The 13867-nt window shown below is 76.4% G+C and carries 13 protein-coding genes; 6 read left to right on the top strand and 7 right to left on the bottom strand.

Going from position 1 to position 13867, the window contains the following annotated elements; all coding sequences use genetic code 11:
- Nucleotides 1-17: 17 nt before the first annotated feature.
- From PH190_RS19130 to cobA, 4 genes are read left to right on the top strand one after another with little or no spacing between them, the layout of a single operon-like run.
- On the top strand, nucleotides 18-299 hold the full coding sequence (locus PH190_RS19130; protein WP_274233119.1) for a hypothetical protein: 282 nt from the start codon (nucleotides 18-20) through the stop codon (nucleotides 297-299).
- On the top strand, nucleotides 296-1342 hold the full coding sequence (gene cobC, locus PH190_RS19125) for an Rv2231c family histidinol phosphate aminotransferase CobC (protein ID WP_274233118.1): 1047 nt from the start codon (nucleotides 296-298) through the stop codon (nucleotides 1340-1342). Before PH190_RS19130 ends, cobC begins: the two co-directional genes overlap by 4 nt.
- Complete coding sequence (cobT, locus tag PH190_RS19120) at nucleotides 1339-3093, top strand: nicotinate-nucleotide--dimethylbenzimidazole phosphoribosyltransferase (RefSeq protein WP_274233117.1); 1755 nt, start codon at nucleotides 1339-1341, stop codon at nucleotides 3091-3093. Before cobC ends, cobT begins: the two co-directional genes overlap by 4 nt.
- Nucleotides 3090-4301: a uroporphyrinogen-III C-methyltransferase gene (gene cobA / locus PH190_RS19115; RefSeq protein WP_274233116.1), complete on the top strand. Its 1212-nt coding sequence runs from the start codon at nucleotides 3090-3092 to the stop codon at nucleotides 4299-4301. The genes cobT and cobA overlap by 4 nt, the downstream gene beginning before the upstream one ends.
- Here cobA and PH190_RS19110 read toward each other — a convergent pair.
- From PH190_RS19110 to PH190_RS19080, 7 genes are all read right to left on the bottom strand, one after another.
- Complete coding sequence (locus tag PH190_RS19110; protein ID WP_274233115.1) at nucleotides 4273-5067, bottom strand: endonuclease/exonuclease/phosphatase family protein; 795 nt, start codon at nucleotides 5065-5067, stop codon at nucleotides 4273-4275. The genes cobA and PH190_RS19110 overlap by 29 nt on opposite strands.
- Nucleotides 5068-5074: 7 nt before the next feature.
- Nucleotides 5075-5521 (bottom strand): nitroreductase family deazaflavin-dependent oxidoreductase, encoded by a 447-nt coding sequence (locus PH190_RS19105; protein WP_274233114.1) that lies wholly within the window; start codon nucleotides 5519-5521, stop codon nucleotides 5075-5077.
- A 48-nt stretch (nucleotides 5522-5569) separates the two neighbouring features.
- Nucleotides 5570-6406 carry a DNA-formamidopyrimidine glycosylase family protein gene (locus PH190_RS19100; RefSeq protein ID WP_274233113.1) on the bottom strand — a complete coding sequence of 279 codons (837 nt, stop codon included), beginning with the start codon at nucleotides 6404-6406 and terminating at the stop codon, nucleotides 5570-5572.
- A gap of 24 nt (nucleotides 6407-6430) precedes the next feature.
- Nucleotides 6431-7576, bottom strand: a complete 1146-nt coding sequence (locus PH190_RS19095) for an Hsp70 family protein (protein ID WP_274233112.1) — start codon at nucleotides 7574-7576, stop codon at nucleotides 6431-6433.
- 31 nt (nucleotides 7577-7607) lie between these two features.
- Nucleotides 7608-8819, bottom strand: a complete 1212-nt coding sequence (locus PH190_RS19090) for a cytochrome P450 family protein (protein ID WP_274233111.1) — start codon at nucleotides 8817-8819, stop codon at nucleotides 7608-7610.
- Between the two features lie 74 nt (nucleotides 8820-8893).
- Nucleotides 8894-9796, bottom strand: coding sequence for an SDR family oxidoreductase (locus PH190_RS19085; protein ID WP_274233110.1), 903 nt, complete (start codon nucleotides 9794-9796; stop codon nucleotides 8894-8896).
- 25 nt (nucleotides 9797-9821) lie between these two features.
- Entirely contained in the window at nucleotides 9822-11348 is a 1527-nt protein-coding gene (locus PH190_RS19080; protein WP_274233109.1) for a flavin-containing monooxygenase, read from the bottom strand.
- Nucleotides 11349-11519: 171 nt separating this feature from the next.
- On the opposite strand from PH190_RS19080, the gene PH190_RS19075 reads away from it, so the two are divergent.
- Together PH190_RS19075 and PH190_RS19070 are read left to right on the top strand one after the other, a co-directional pair.
- On the top strand, nucleotides 11520-12146 hold the full coding sequence (locus PH190_RS19075) for a TetR/AcrR family transcriptional regulator (RefSeq protein ID WP_274233217.1): 627 nt from the start codon (nucleotides 11520-11522) through the stop codon (nucleotides 12144-12146).
- 337 nt (nucleotides 12147-12483) lie between these two features.
- A complete protein-coding gene (locus PH190_RS19070) occupies nucleotides 12484-13821 on the top strand; it encodes an LCP family protein (RefSeq protein WP_274233108.1) in 1338 nt (445 codons plus the stop codon).
- Nucleotides 13822-13867: the final 46 nt, after the last annotated feature.

Below are 13867 nucleotides of genomic sequence, written 5' to 3'. Positions count from 1 at the left end.
CGCGGACGCACCCCCCGGTGACCCGCACCCGACGCCGCGAGGACCGGGTCCTCGGCGAGCTGCGCCGGGTCCTCGCCGGCGCCGCCGGCGTCCCGCTCGACCTGCTGGGCGACGGTCCGGTCCGTGACCGCGTCGAGGCGGCCGCGCGCGTCGACGCCCTGGCCCGCGAGCTCGTCGAGCGCATGCGCGGCGCGGGCTGGGACGAGGGCGCCGCGCCGTCGGCGGTGACCTCGGTGCTCGCCGCGTCCGTCCCCGAGGCCGAGACGGTGCTCCTCCGGGCCGCACGCGCCCGACGGTGACGGCGACCGAGCAGGGCGGTCGGACCGACGCCCACGACCTCCACCACCACGGCGACGCGGAGGTCGGCCCCGGTCTCGTCGACCTCGCCGTCAACGTCCGCGCGGGCACCCCGCCGGCGTGGCTGCACGAGCAGCTCGTCGCGAGCCTCGCGGACCTCGCCGCCTACCCGGACCCCCGCGCGGCGGCCGCGGCCGTGGCCGCCCGCCACGACCGGCCCGCCGCCGAGGTGGTGCCGACCGCGGGCGGCGCCGAGGCGTTCGTGCTGCTCGCCCGGGCCCTGCGCCCGCGTCACGCCGTCGTCGTGCACCCCCAGTTCACCGAGCCCGAGGCGGCCCTGCGCGCCGCCGGGCACGCCGTGGACCGGGTGGTGCTGCGCGACGACTTCGTCCTCGACCCGGTCGCGGTCCCCGACGACGCCGACCTCGTGGTCGTCGGCAACCCCACCAACCCCACGTCGGTGCGCCACCCCGCCGACGTCCTCGCCACGCTCGCCCGGCCGGGGCGCACGCTCGTGGTCGACGAGGCGTTCATCGACACCGCGCCCGGCGAGCCCGACTCGCTGGCCGCGCGCCGCGATCTGCCCGGCCTGGTCGTGCTGCGCAGCCTGACCAAGACCTGGGGCCTCGCCGGTCTGCGCGTCGGCTACGCGCTCGCGCCCGCCGGGCTCGCCGCCGGGCTGCGCGCGGTGGCCCCGCCGTGGTCGGTGTCGACGCCCGCGCTCGTCGCCCTCGCGGCCTGCAGCACGCCCGCCGCCCGGGCCGAGGCCGACGACGCCGCGCGCGACCTGGCCGCGGACCGGGAGCACCTGGTGACGGCGCTGGGCCGCCTGCCCGGCCTGCAGGTCCGCGCGACGCCGGCGGCCAGCTTCGTGCTCGTCCGCACCCCGGGGCGCACCGACGTCCGCGCGCTCCTGCGCGGGCGCGGGCTGGCGGTCCGGCGCGGCGACACGTTCCCGGGCCTCGACGCCGAGCACGTCCGCATCGCGGTGCGGGACCGCGCGACCACCGACCGCCTCGTGGCCGAGCTCGGGGACGTCCTGTGAGCGCCCTGCAGCCCGGCGACCGCGACGCCCTGCACCGCGTCCTGCGGGCCCGCCGCGACGTCCGCACCGGCTTCGTCGACACGCCCGTCGACGAGGAGCGCCTGCACCGCGTGCTCACCGCCGCCCACGCCGCGCCGAGCGTCGGGTTCTCCCAGCCCTGGGACTTCCTCGTGCTGCGCTCGCCGGAGCTGCGCGCCGAGCTCGCCGACCTCGCCCGCCACCAGCGCGAGGCGTTCGCGGCGAGCCTCCCCGCCGCGCGGGCGCGGAGGTTCGCCGGCCTGCGGGTGGAGGCGATCCGCGAGGCGCCGCTGGGCGTCGTCGTCACCTGTGACCCGACCCGCGGCGGGCGGCACGTGCTGGGCCGGCACACGCAGCCGCGGATGGCCGCGCACTCGGTGGCCGGCGCGGTGCAGAACCTGTGGCTCGCCGCCCGCGCCGAGGAGCTCGGTGTCGGCTGGGTGAGCTTCTTCGACGAGCGCGAGATGGCGGCGCTGCTGGGGCGCCGGGCCGGGATGCCGCAGCACCTCGAGGTCGTCGCCTACCTGTGCGTCGGGCACGTCGAGGCCTTCGCCGACCAACCCGAGCTCGCCACCGCCGGCTGGGCCCACCGCCGGCCGCTGGCGTGGGCCGTGCACCACGACCACTGGGGGCACCACGTGACCGACCCGCTGGACGAGACGCTCGCCGCCCTCGCCGACCTGGACGTCGCGCCCGGCGAGACCGCCGCGCGCGAGCACCTGACCCGCATGACCGTGCCGCCCGGCGCGCTCGGCGGGGTCGCGGAGATCGGGGTTCGCCTCGCCGGGCTCGCCGGGTCCTGCCCGCCACCGTTGCCGGAGCCGGCCGTGGTCGCGGTGTTCGCCGGCGACCACGGCGTGCACGCCCGCGGGGTGACGCCGTGGCCGCAGGAGGTCACCGCGCAGATGGTCGCGAACTTCCTCGCCGGCGGGGCCGCGGTGAACGCGTTCGCGGCGACGGTGGGCGCCGAGGTCCAGGTCGTCGACGTCGGCGTCGCCGCGGACCTCGAGCCCGCGCCGGGCCTGCTGCCGCGCAAGGTCCGCCACGGCACCCGGGACATGACCGCCGAGCCGGCGATGACGCCCGACGAGGTCCGCGCCGCGGTGCGCGCGGGGATCGAGGCCGCGCGGGACCTCGTCACCGCCGGCAACCGCCTGCTCGTGACCGGCGACATGGGCATCGCCAACACCACCGCCTCGGCGGCGCTCGTGGCCGCGTTCACCGGGGCCACGGCGGAGCAGGTGACCGGCCGCGGCACCGGCATCGACGACGCCACCCACGCCCGCAAGACCGCCGTCGTCGCCGAGGCCCTGGCGCGCCACGATCCCGACCCGGCCGACCCCCTGACCGCCCTCGCCGCCGTGGGCGGGCTGGAGCACGCGGGGCTGGTCGGGTTCCTGCTGGGCGCGGCGGCCCTGCGCACGCCCGTGGTGCTCGACGGCGTGGTGTCGGGCGCGGCGGCGCTCGTGGCGGCCGCGCTGGCCGCGACCGCGTCACACGCCTGGATCGCGGGGCACCGCTCGGTGGAACCGGCCCATACCCTGGCCCTCGAGCACCTGGGCCTCGCGCCCGCGCTGGACCTCGGCCTCCGGGTCGGCGAGGGCACCGGGGCCCTGCTGGCGGTGCCGGTGGTCACGGCGGCCGCGCGGGCGCTCGCCGACGTGGCGACGTTCGACGCGGCGGGGGTGACCGAGAAGGACACCGGGAAGGACATGGAGGGAGAGACACCGTGAGCGAGGCGACCGCCCGCGTGTACCCGGTGGGCCTGCACCTGCAGGGCCGGCGGGTCGTCGTCGTCGGCGGCGGGTCGGTGGCGCAGCGCCGGGTGGCCGGGCTGCACGAGGTCGGCGCGGACACGGTCGTCGTGAGCCCGACGCTGACCACCGCGCTCTCGGCCCTCGCCGACTCCCGCGAGATCACCTGGCACGCCCGCCCCTACGCCGAGGGCGACCTCGCCGAGGCCTGGTACGCCGTGGCGGCCACCGACGACACCGAGGTCAACGCCGCGGTCGCCGCGGAGGCCGAGCGCCTGCGGGTGTTCTGCGTGCGGGCCGACATCGCCGAGGCCGGCACGGCGGTGACCCCGGCGGTCGGGCGCTACGACGACATCACCGTCGCCGTCCACGGCGGCGGCGACCCCCGCCGGGCCACCGGCGTCCGCGACGGCGCCGTCGAGGCCCTGCGCAGCGGCACCCTGCTCGACCGCCGCCACCGCGCCGTGCGCCCCGGCGTCACGCTCGTCGGCGGCGGGCCGGGCGACCCGGGGCTCATCACGGTGCGCGGCCGGCAGGCGCTGGCCCAGGCCGACGTCGTCGTCACCGACCGGCTCGCCCCGCAGCCGCTGCTCGACGAGCTGCCCCCGGACGTCACCGTCATCGACGCCTCGAAGCTGCCCCGCGGGCGGTACATGAGCCAGGACACGATCAACCAGGTGCTCGTCGAAGAGGCCCTCGCGGGCCGGCGGGTCGTGCGGCTCAAGGGCGGCGACCCGTTCGTCTTCGGTCGCGGCCTGGAGGAGATCCAGGCGTGCACCGCGGCGGGCGTCGAGGTCGAGGTCGTCCCCGGCATCACCAGCGCGATCGCCGTGCCGGCGCTGGCCGGGGTGCCCGTCACCCACCGCGGCGTGACCCACGAGTTCACCGTCGTCTCCGGGCACCTGCCGCCCGGCCACGCCCAGTCGCTCGTCGACTGGGACGCGCTCGGGCGCCTGCGCGGCACGATCGTGCTGCTCATGGCCGTGGAGAACATCGGCGCGATCACCGAGGCGCTGGTGACCGCGGGCCGCGACCCCGAGACCCCGGCCCTCGCCGTGCAGGAGGGCGGGCTGCCGGGCGAGGTCACCACGCGGGCGACGCTGGGCAAGCTCCCCGACGCCATCGCCGACGCCGGCCTGCGCCCGCCGGCCGTCATCGTCATCGGGCCGGTCGCGGACCTGGGATAGCGAGCTCGACCACCAGCGCGCGGTGGTCGGACACCGGCGTCTCGACCGCCTGCGCGTCCACCACCGCCGGCGGGGTGCCCGCGCGGGCCAGGACGTGGTCGAACTGGATGACCGGCCGCTCGGACGGGAACGTCGGCGTCCGGGCCAGGGAGTGCCAGCCCCGCAGCACCGCGCCGGGCACGGGACCGGGCATGTTGAGGTCGCCGAGGAGCACGACCGGGCCGGGCAGGTCCCGCACCGCCCGCGCCAGCCGCGTGAGCTGGGCGATGTTGAAGCCCGGCGCGAAGGACAGGTGGGTGGCGACGACCGTGCCCACCGGGGCGGGCGGGGCGAGCACCGCGGCCAGCGCGAGGCGCGGCTCGTCGGGGATGAACGCCAGGCGCCGCGCGTCGACGAGCAGCGGCAGCGTCGCGGGCGTGGTCCCGAGCGGGATGCGGCGCCAGTGCGCGACGGGGTAACGGCTGACCAGCCCGACGCCGTACGTGGGCGCGACGCCGAGGACCTCGTCCGCGGCCGCGGCCCGCCACGACTCGCCCGGCGTCCCGACCACCGCCGGGACGAAGCGCGCGTCGCGGGCCCCGAGGGCCTCGGCGGCGAGTGCGGTCTGGTCGACCAGCCCGGAGCGGGGCTGCGCGTGGTCGACCTCCTGCAGGGCGAGCACGTCGGCGTCGAGGCCCTTGACGGCGTCGTGGAGCCGCTCGGGGCTGACGACGCCGTCGGCCGGCGAGCGCCCGTGCAGGAGGTTGAAGGTGGCCAGCCGGGTCACGGGCCCGTCAGTCCTCCGGGGTGAGCAGCACGATCGGGATCTCGCGGTCGGTCCTCGCCGCGTAGTCCTCGTACGTCGGGTAGATGGCGACCATCCGCTCCCACAGCGGCCCGCGCTCGTCGGCGGACGCGGTGCGGGCGCGCGCGGTCAGCCGGCGGGTGCCGACGAGCACGCCGGCCTGCGGGTCGGCCTGCAGGTTGCGGTACCACTGCGGGTCCTCCGGTGCGCCGCCCTGCGAGGCGACGACGACCAGGTCCTCACCGCTCGTGCCGTAGATCAGCGCGGTGCGCCGTGGCTCGCCGGTGCTGCGGCCGGTCGTGGCGAGCACGAGCGTCGGCAGCCCGCGCCACTCGTGGCCCTCGGCCCCGCCCGAGCCGACGTACCGCTGCACGTGCTCGCGGACCCAGTCGGTGCGCGAGTCGGTGGCGCGCTCGATGTCGGCGGCGACGGCCATGGTGCTCCCTGGGGCTTCTCGGTGGTCGGGAGTGCTCGGGGTGATCGCTCAGGTGTGTGCCCCGGCCGGCGCCGGCTGACACGACGGGCACCACCACACCTCGCGGGTGTACGGCGCCCCCGACCCGGCGGCGGGGCGGAAACGCACGAGCGTGCCGCAGCGCCGGCAGGGCCGGTTGGACCGGCCGGTGACCCAGTGGTTCTCGCCGCGCCGCGTCACGCCGGTGGTCGTCATGCCGGTGCCGTGGTCGAGGCTGCGCCGGATCATCCGCCGGGCCAGCGCGAGCAGGGGCTCCAGGTCGACGTCGCGCACCGGCGTCCACGGCCACAGCCCGCGCAGGAAGCACACCTCGACGGCCCAGAGGTTGCCCAGCCCGGACACCCCGCGCTGGTCGAGCAGGGCCTCGACGATCGGCCGGTCGGGGTCGCGGGCCAGGCGCGCGAGCGCGGTCTCCTCGTCGAAGGCGGCCTGCGTCGCGGTCGGGGCGCCGGCGAGGACGTCCGGGCCGAGGTGCCCGACGACGCGGTGCTCGTCGCGGGTGCGCAGCAGCTCGAGCACCGGCACGTCGACCCCGACGAGCGAGACGCCGGTGTCGAGGGTCAGGACCGCGCGCACGGCGAGGCGCCGGGGCAGCAGCGGGCGGCCGTGCGTGCCGTGCTTGCGCACCACCGTCCACGAGCCGCTCATCCGCAGGTGGCTGTGCAGGGTCAGGTCGCCCGCGAAGCGGGTGAGCAGGTGCTTGCCGTGGGCGCGGGTCGCGGCGAGCACGCGCCCGGCGAGGTCGACGGTGGCGAGCGACGGCGTCCGGAAGTCGCTGCGGACGACCGTGGCGCCGGACAGGGCGTCGAGGCGGGCGGCGCACCGGTGGACGGCGTCACCCTCCACGGTCCCTCCCTCCGGCGCTCCCCTCTAGGGGCGTCCCAGCCCGAGGCGCTCCGCGGCCCAGGCGGCCGCCCCCGACGCCGGGCCGAACGCCGACACCGCGCCCGGGTCCCCGCCGTGGGCCAGCCCGAACCCGGTGCGCTCGGCGAGCCACTCCCGCACCCGCGGCATCTCGGTGAGCCCGCCCCGCACCAGCATGGCCGGTCGCGGCCCGGTCAGCGTGCCGACGAGCCCGGTGATGCCCTGGGCGATCTCCTCCAGGCCGGGCGCGAGCATGGCGCCGAGGTCGGCGTGGGTGAGCCCGACGGCGCCCGGCACCGGGCTCTCGGGTGGCAGCACCGGCAGCGCCACGCTCACCGACCCCTGCGCGGCGAGCGTCTCCTTGCCCTCGCGGACGCCGGCGCGCAGCCGGTACCAGGCGCGGTGGGCCTCGAGGTCGCCGCCGAACCGGACGCGCGCGGCGAGCGCCGGCGAGGCGCGGTCGAGCACGAGCTGGGCCAGGGCGTCGTCGAGCACCTCGGCGCCGACGTTGACCGTGCGGACCGCGGCCACCGAGGCGGTCCCGTCGCCCGCGCGGTCGACGACGGCGAGCTCGGTCGCCGCGCCGCCGACGTCGACGACGAGCAGCCGGCCCTGCCCGCCGAGCCGGTGGGCGGCGGCGCGCGGGGAGTCGAGCAGCTCGAGCTGGTCGGGGGACGTGTACGGGATCGCCCCGAGCGCGGCGAGGCCCGCGGCGCGCAGGGCCTCGCGCGCAGCCGCCGTCCACGACGCCGGGTGCAGCAGCACGACCGCCGAGGGCAGCGTCCCGCGGCGCGCGGCCTCGGCCCGCACCACCTTCGCGATCAGCGCGGTCGCGACGTCCACCGCCGTGGTGGGCCGCGGCCAGCGGGTCAGCAGCTCCGGCGGGCCCCCGGTGCTCGCGGCCAGGTGCGGGCGGGTGCGCAGCAGCGCCGCCGACGGGTCGACCGCGCCCGCCTCGAGGGCGGGGCGCCCGGCGAGCACGGCGCCGTCGGGGCGCGAGAGGACCGCCGAGGGCATGCTCGGGAAGCCGTCGACGCTCACCGGGCCGACGCGCACCCAGCCGTCGCGCGGGTCGACGTCGGCCCAGGCGCCCACCGTCGAGGACGTCCCGTGATCGACCGCGAGGGTCCATCGGGCGTCCGGCGTCGTCACGCTCCGCAGGGTGTCACAGACCGGCCCCGGGTCAGCCGTCGTCCCCCGGCGCCAGCAGCACGGGCAGCCGGGCCCAGGCGTTGACGAGCACGCTGCGCCGGCGCTCCACCGGCAGCTCCGTGCCCGCGACGAACCCGGGGAACCGGTCGAGCAGCGACCGCAGCGCCACCTCGGCCTCGAGCCGCGCGAGCGAGGCGCCGAGGCAGAAGTGCAGGCCGTGGCCGAAGGCGAGGTGCCCGGTGGTGTCGCGCAGCTCGTCGTAGTCGTCGGGGTGCTCGAACCGCGCCGGGTCGTGGTTGGCCGCGGCCAGCGACACCGTCACCAGCGCGCCGCGCGGGATGACGACGCCGTCGAGGTCGACGTCCTCGGCGGCGAAGCGCAGGGGCGCGTGGGCGATCGGCGAGCCCCAGCGCAGGAACTCCTCGATCGCCGCGCGCAGCGCCTCGGGCTCGGCGGCCGCGAGGCGGTCGCGCAGCGCGGGGTCGCGCAGCATCGCCTCGACCGCGGTGGTGATCAGCGTCGCCGTCGTCTCGTGGCCGGCGATCAGCAGGATCATGCCCATGGCGACGATCTCGTCGGTGGTCAGGGCGTCGCCCTCCTCCGAGACCTCGATCAGCGCGGAGATCAGCGCGTCGTCGGGCTCGGCGCGCTTGCGCTCGATGAGCTCGCCCAGGTAGGCGGCGAGGCTCGCGCTCGCCTGTTGCTTCCCCTCGTCGGGACCCTCGTCGATCATCGTGTTCGACCAGGCCCCGAACGCGTCGCGGTCGTCCACCGGCACGCCGAGCAGCTCGCAGATGACCGCCATGGGCAGCGGCACCGCGTAGTCGGCGACGAGGTCGACCGGCGCGTCGCCGGGCATGCCCTCGAGCAGCGCCGCCGCGGTCGTCTCGATCCGCGGGCGCAGCGCGGCCACCCGGCGCACCGTGAACGCCTTGACGACGAGCTTGCGCAGCCGGGTGTGCACCGGCGGGTCGTTGAGCAGCATCATCAGCCCGCCCGGGGCCGGGATCCCGGGCACGTTCGCCCGCTGCTCCTCCGGCAACGAGTTGCGGAAGTCCTTGACGAAGCGCGGGTCGGCCATCACCGAGCGGGCGTCCGCGTAGCGCGTGACCAGCCACGTGCTCCCGCCCTCGGGCAGCTCGACCTCCCGGACCGGCGCGTGCTCGCGGACCTCGGCGAGGACGGCGAACGGCTCGCGCCAGTAGTCGTCGGTGAAGACCGGGCCGGTGGCGAGGTCGGTCACGAGCGGGACCCTCTTTCGCTGAGTGGTGGTTCAGCGGCGACGCTACGCGCGCCGCGGGGGTCCCGCCGTGCCGGTCACCGTCGCGGCTTGCCCATCCCGGCGCTCGTCGCACCGAAGGTGCATCCGGTCTTCCGGAACTGCTCCTCCAGACGGGGCACCATCGTCTTGGCCTGCGCGAGGACGGGCAGGTCGCCGAGAGACGAGAACGTCAGCGGACGCATCGCGGCGACGAGCGCGACGGCCTTCGGCACGAAGATGCGGCGCTTGCGCTTGGCGATGCCCTCGAGGAACGCGTCCGCGCAGTCCTCGACCGACGTCAGGGCGCCCAGCGGGTAGGGCAGCTTCTTCAGGGTGTCCTCGAACGTCGACGAGTCGGCCTTGACGTCGCGGACGAGGTCGGTGTCGATCCAGCCCATGTGCGCGGTGCCGACGCCGATGCCGCGGTGGGCGAGCTCGAAGCGCAGCGCGTTGCCGTAGTTCTCGACGCCGGCCTTCGCGCCGCAGTAGGCGGCCATGCCGGGCAGCGCGGTGAAGGCGGCGAGCGACGACACGAGCAGGACGTAGCCGCGGCGCTTCTCGACCTCGGCGACGGTGGCCGACACGGTCCGCGAGACGCCGATGAGGTTGACCTCCATGACGCGCGCGATGACGTCGGCGGGGCTCGTCGCGACGGTGCCGTGGTTGGCGATGCCGGCGTTGGCCACGACGACGTCGATGCCGCCGAGCTCGGCGACGGTCTGCGCGACCGCCGCGTCGAGCGACTCCTGGTCGGTGACGTCGCACTCGGCCCACGTGTGACCGGGACCGAGCTCGGTGACCAGCTTCTCCAGGCGCTCGGGCTCCATGCCCACCGCGGCGACGTGCGCGCCGAGCGCGGCGGCGCGCCGCGCGGTCTCCTCGCCGATGCCGCGGGCGGCGCCCGTGATGAACAGGACCTTGTCCCGCAGGGCGGCGCCGGTCGGGTTGTGGGGGGCCACGGGTGTCTCCTCGGGTGGTCGGGGCTCAGTGACGGGTGGCGGCGAGCGGGGTGATCGTGTGCTCCTCGGGCCGGAAGCGCCGCACCCGCCGCCGGAAGGGCATCGTGAAGGTCGGCCAGAGGGCGGAGTTCTTGCCGTTCTTGTCGAGGTACCAGCTCGAGCAGCCGCCATCGACCCAGACGGTGCCCTCGGTCTTGCGCTGCATCTCGGCGACGAACGCCTCCTGCGCGGCGGGCGTCGGCTCGACGGCGCCGACGCCGTGGGTGCGCATGTGGCGCAGCGTGTCCATGACCAGCGCGATCTGGGACTCGATCATGAACACGACCGAGTTGTGCCCCAGCCCGGTGTTCGGGCCGAGCAGGGTGAACGCGTTCGGGAAGCCCGCGATCATCGTGCCGTTGTGGGCGAACGGCGAGCCGTTCCAGTGGTCGGCCATCGTGCGGCCGTCCCGGCCGTGGACGCGGTGGCTGATCGGCAGGTCGCCGATGGCGAAGCCGGTGCCGGCGATGATCGTGTCGACCTCGTGCTCGGTGCCGTCCGCGGTGACGACGGCGTGGGGCTGGATCTCCACGATCTTCTCGGTGACGACCTCGACGTTGTCCCGGTCCAGCGCGGGCAGGTAGTCGTTGGACATCAGGATGCGCTTGCAGCCCATCGAGTAGCTCGGCGTGATCTTCTCGCGCAGCTCCGGGTCGCGGACCTGGCGGCGCATGTGCGCCTCGGCGATCTTCGCGGCCTTCGCCATGCGCTTCGGGTCCTTGAACCCGAACACGAACGTCTCGCGCGCCCAGTAGATGGCCTCGCGGACCACCCGCTGGGTGGCCGGCACGTAACGGAAGAGCAGCTTCTCGAGCCTCGTGATCGCCCGGTCGCCGCGCGGCATGATCCACGGCGGCGTGCGCTGGAAGACCGTGAGGTTGCCGACCGTCGGCGCGATCTCCGGCACGAACTGGATCGCCGAGGCGCCGGTGCCGATGACGGCGACGCGGCGTCCGGTCAGGTCGAGGTCGTGGCGCCAGGTGGCCGAGTGGAAGACCGGCCCCTCGAAGCTGTCGAGCCCCGGGACGTCGGGGAACGAGGGGTCGGACAGCGCGCCCGAGCCGAGCACGAGCACGTCGGCGGTCCAGACGCCCTGGCTGGTGGTGACGACCCAGTGCTGCGCGCCCTCGTCCCACGACGCGTCGAGCACCTCGTGCCGGTTGCGGGTGAAGCGGTCGATCCCGTACTCCGCCGACACGCGCTGCAGGTAGGCATGGATCTCCGGTTGGGCGGAGAACGAGCGACTCCAGTCGGGGTTCGGCGCGAACGAGAACGAGTAGAGGTGGCTCGGGACGTCGCAGGCGCAGCCGGGGTAGGAGTTGTCGCGCCAGGTGCCGCCGACGTCGTCGTGGCGCTCGAAGATCAGGAAGTTGTCCTCGCCCGCCTGGCGCAGCCGGATCGCCGTGCCCAGGCCCGAGAAGCCGTTCCCGACGATGGCCACCGCGAGGTGCGCGACGGGCTCGCCGCCGTGCCCCGGGTCGGCCGGACGCTCGGTCTGCGTCACCGTGCTCATGGGTCCTCCTCGTGGCGTGGGCCGGTCGCCCGCGCGACAGTTGGTACGCGACCGTACCAGGACGGCGGCCAGTGTGGTACGCGGTGGTACCGTTGTCCAGTGTCCGTTCCTGCCGCTGATCACACCGCGAGCCCGCCGGGGTCCGCCCACCGTGATCGTCTCGTGCAGGCGATGATCGCGCTGGTCGCCGACCGGGGGTACGCCGCGGTCACCGTCGCCGACGTCGTCGCGGCCGCCCGCGTGTCGAAGCGGACCTTCTACCAGCACTTCGCCGACCGCGAGGACTGCTTCCTCGCCGCCTACGTCGCCGCCGCCGAGGGCCCGCTGACCCGCATCGCCGAGGCCGTCGCACCCGCGGTGGAGGCCGACCCGGGCACGCCGCCGCCCTCGCTCGCCGACGAGGTGACGGCGGGCACGCGCGCCTACCTCACCGCGCTCGCCGAGCAGCCGGCGCTGACCCGCACGCTGCTCACGGAGATCAGCGGCCTGGGCCCGCGCGGCTGGCGGGTGCGGCGCGAGGTGCTCAACCGCTTCGCCGACCAGCTCTCCGCCCTCGTCGCCCTCGGCGCCGCGCGCTGGGCGTCGACGGGACCGGGGCGACCGGGGCCGGACGTCCCGGAGCTCGCCGGCGTCGACGGCCTGCCGCGCCCCACCGCCGTGGCGCTCGTCGGCGGCATCAACGAGCTCGTGCTCGACGCCGTCGAGGACGGCCGCGGCGACCGCCTCGGCGAGCTCGCCCCGACCGTCACCGACCTCGTCCTCGCCGTCATCGACCGCGCTGCCCGCCGCGAGGGCTGAGCGGATCTCTGGGCCGTCCGGGTGACGGCCGGCGGCGATCTCCCACCGCTCTCCCGGGGCTCCTCCCACCGCTCCTCCCGCCGTGCCGCGCCGACCGCCCGACCGTCGCGGGACGCGCGCCCGTCGAGCGGGGGTCGGTCCGCGGTGCCGTGGCCTGCGTATCCTCGGGCGATCACGGCGACGGCGGCCCCCGTGGCCGGGACCCGAGAGCCGGCCGGGCGCCCCACCGGCGCCGGGCCGACGCGAGGCGCGAGGTGAGACGGCGATGAACCGACCCGGCGGACCCCCCGGCCGGGGACGACCCCCCTCAGGACCCGGCGGCGGCGCGGGAGGTGGCGTGGGCGGAGGCCCTGGCGGCCCTGCTGGCGGCCCCGGCGGCCCGCCGCCCGGACCCCGCGGACGCCCGGCCGGCCGTCCCGCCGGACCGCCCCCGGGCCAGCCGCCCCAGGGTCCGCCCCCGCGGCCCGGCGGCTTCTCGATGCCCGGGCGCAACCGCGGAGGACGCCGCGGCGGCGCCACACCCGCGGCCCCGCCCGGCGGCCCGCGCCAGCAGGCCACCCGTGTCGGCACCCCGGACTGGAGCCGTGACCCGCAGGTCGGCTTCGATCCGGACGTCGCCCGCGCCGCCCGCGAGCGCGAGCCGCGGCCGTCCTGGCGCGAGCGCATGCCGGAGCGGCCGGCGTGGTCCCGCTCGGGCGGGGGCGGCGGCGGTCGGGGTGGCGGGCGGTTCTCGCGGCTGAGCTGGCCGAAGCGCATCGGCGCGGTCCTCGCCGTGCTGCTGCTGCTCGTCGTCGGGTTCGCGATCTACCTCGACGCGCGCATGACCCGGATCGAGGCCCTGCCGGAGTACGAGGGCTCGCCGAGCTCGGGCACCAACTGGCTCATCATCGGCTCGGACAGCCGCGCCGGCCTCGACGACACCGCCGCGCAGCAGCTCTCCACTGGCGAGGTCGACGGCAGCCGGACCGACACGATGATGCTCGTGCACGTCGGCGGCTTCGGCGGCCAGACGTCGCTGACGAGCCTGCCGCGGGACTCGATCCTCTCCATCCCGGGCCACGGCCGCGGCCGGCTGAACTCCGCGTACGGGATCGGCGGGCCGGAGCTGCTCGTGCAGACCGTCGAGGCGAACGCCGACATCGAGATCGACCACTACGCGGAGATCGGGTTCGAGGGCTTCGCCGGCATGGTCGACGCGATCGGGGGCGTCGAGATGTGCCTCGACGACGCCATCGACGACCCCAAGGCGGGCATCGACCTCCCCGCCGGCTGCCAGGAGCTGGACGGCCCGAACGCCCTCGGCTTCGTGCGCACCCGCGCGTTCCCCAACGCCGACCTGCAGCGCATCCAGAACCAGCGCAAGTTCCTCTCCGCGCTGATCTCGGAGGCGTCGAGCCCGACGGTGCTGCTCAACCCGTTCCGGATCATCCCGTTCGCGAACTCGGCGATCGGGACGCTGACGGTCGACGACAGCACGCACGTCTGGAACCTCGCGAGCCTCGGCTTCGCGATGCGCTCGCTCTCCGGCGGCAGCGGGGTGACGACGACCGTGCCCGTGGACCTGTCCAGCAGCGTCTCCGGCGGCGTCGTGTGGAACCGGCAGAAGTCCGCGCAGTTCTTCGACGCCATCCGGGAGGACGAGGACATCCCGCAGGACCTCATCAGCGGGGGCTGAGTGCACGAGCCCGAAAGCGACGACGCCGACCGGCTTCGGGGGCCGG

Source organism: Actinomycetospora straminea, assembly GCF_028737255.1.
GTDB lineage: Bacteria > Actinomycetota > Actinomycetes > Mycobacteriales > Pseudonocardiaceae > Actinomycetospora > Actinomycetospora straminea.
The sequence above is the reverse complement of the archived record's forward strand: the minus strand, read 5'-3'. Positions and strand labels throughout refer to the sequence as shown.

What these genes read in the sequence shown, in the direction of transcription:
- PH190_RS19105 (WP_274233114.1), bottom strand. Translation starts at nt 5,521, where the DNA reads ATGGCCGTCGCCGCCGACATCGAGCGCGCCACCGACTCGCGCACCGAC.
- PH190_RS19080 (WP_274233109.1), bottom strand. Translation starts at nt 11,348, where the DNA reads ATGAGCACGGTGACGCAGACCGAGCGTCCGGCCGACCCGGGGCACGGC.
- PH190_RS19075 (WP_274233217.1), top strand. Translation starts at nt 11,520, where the DNA reads ATGATCGCGCTGGTCGCCGACCGGGGGTACGCCGCGGTCACCGTCGCC.